At 30.4% G+C, this 1,484-nt stretch carries 3 protein-coding genes; 2 read left to right on the top strand and 1 reads right to left on the bottom strand.

Features of this window, described 5'->3' with window-relative positions:
- A partial coding sequence (locus FTV32_RS17050) for a hypothetical protein (protein WP_218947444.1) occupies positions 1 to 650 on the top strand: 650 nt, incomplete at its 5' end.
- A 36-nt stretch (positions 651 to 686) separates the two neighbouring features.
- Positions 687 to 1,043: a lysozyme inhibitor LprI family protein gene (locus FTV32_RS17045; protein WP_061875359.1), complete on the top strand. Its 357-nt coding sequence runs from the start codon at positions 687 to 689 to the stop codon at positions 1,041 to 1,043.
- 62 nt (positions 1,044 to 1,105) lie between these two features.
- Here FTV32_RS17045 and FTV32_RS17040 read toward each other — a convergent pair whose 3' ends face one another.
- The gene (locus FTV32_RS17040; protein WP_061875360.1) at positions 1,106 to 1,420 is read right to left on the bottom strand and encodes a BrnA antitoxin family protein; all 315 of its coding nucleotides are present in this window, start codon (positions 1,418 to 1,420) and stop codon (positions 1,106 to 1,108) included.
- Between the last annotated feature and the right edge of the window lie 64 nt (positions 1,421 to 1,484).

Raw genomic sequence — 1,484 nt, 5'->3', positions numbered from 1 at the left:
TTATATATATTAAGTATTTAAAAAGGAATAATGCTGTGGCTAATCTACTCCAAAAAATTTCATGGAATGAAAATTTATATCAAAAACCAGATATATCTGGATATGCAATTGAGAAAGGGAATGATAATTATATTTCTCATTTTGGTATTGGTCATGAAGCATGGAATTTCAATAAAAATGAATTAATTGATGGTAAGGTTTATGGCTATTTGAAGGCTGATGTTTCTAGCTTATTTTCTGAAAAACATAATATTTTCTTTTTTTCTAGGGATAGTAATGGTGATTTATTCTTTGTTGGTTATTACAAGGATTGTAAATATCTAACAGAAGAGGAAAGAATTAAATTAAAAGAAAAAATGGTTGAATCAGGTCTTTTAGATAAAAGAATTAATCAAGTTTACAGAATTCTGAAAAATGAAGACGATTTTTCAGAATGGTCATGGGATGATGTAGAAAGTGAGTTTGGATTTGAAGTCAGTTCTTTTAAATTAGAAGTATTACCTGAAAATATCACGATTTTTGAAAATAAAATTCCTTTCACAGAGCAAGACTGTATTGAAGTTTTGGAAAAGGGATGGCAGGAAAGATACGGAAATTATACGTTAATTACTGATTTAGATAGATTTTTATCTAAATTTCTTATGAAATAATTTAGATATTCTAAAATATTGTTGAGATGAATTCTTGTGAAATATAAAAATGTAGCTTTGGCTTTATTATTAATAACAATGGGTTTTAATACCCAAGCAAAGAATGTAGATTACTATTCAATTTGCTTGGATTTGAGTGGTAACATCAATAACGGAGTGGTAGAGCAGTGTAGTGACTATGCTATTACTAAGTATAAGTCTGAAATTACAACGATTTTTAATCAAGTAAAAAAGAGTAATATTCAAAAATATAATGTACTTAAAAATCAGCAGGCACAATGGTTAAAAAATACTGAAAAAACATGTGAAAACAGTCAAGTACACTATACATATTGTATGCTCGGTGAATATGATGAACGTTTAACTAAATTAAAAAAACAGTTAAAAAATTAAAGCTATTCGGGGTAGTGGAAAACTGTATACGAAATAAAAATGGGAGCGATAAGCTCCCATTTTTACGAATGATTTTTCAATTCATTCAGCATGGCATCACGCAGAATTTTATTCATACGTGTCTGATAACCTTTACCTTGAGCCTTTAACCATTGCATAACGTCTGAATCAATACGAACAGTCGTCACTTGCTTAGTTGGTTTATAGAAAGGATTCTGGACAGCATTTTTCCAGAAGCTGTCATCAAGTTCAGGAATATCTGAAAAATCGATTTCACTGTCTGGACGTTTAGCTAACGCTTCCAGTCTTGCCTTTTGTTCTTCAGACAAAACAGGAGGATTATTCAAATCCATTTTGTAGGTAACGGTTTTGCTCATATTGGTTCCTCTCTTTTTTCTCTGCCTGTCGTGCCGAAATAATGCGGATATGATCAATCCCATT

Source organism: Acinetobacter sp. YH16032, from assembly GCF_013417345.1.
Taxonomy (GTDB): domain Bacteria; phylum Pseudomonadota; class Gammaproteobacteria; order Pseudomonadales; family Moraxellaceae; genus Acinetobacter.
The sequence above is the reverse complement of the archived record's forward strand: the minus strand, read 5'-3'. Positions and strand labels throughout refer to the sequence as shown.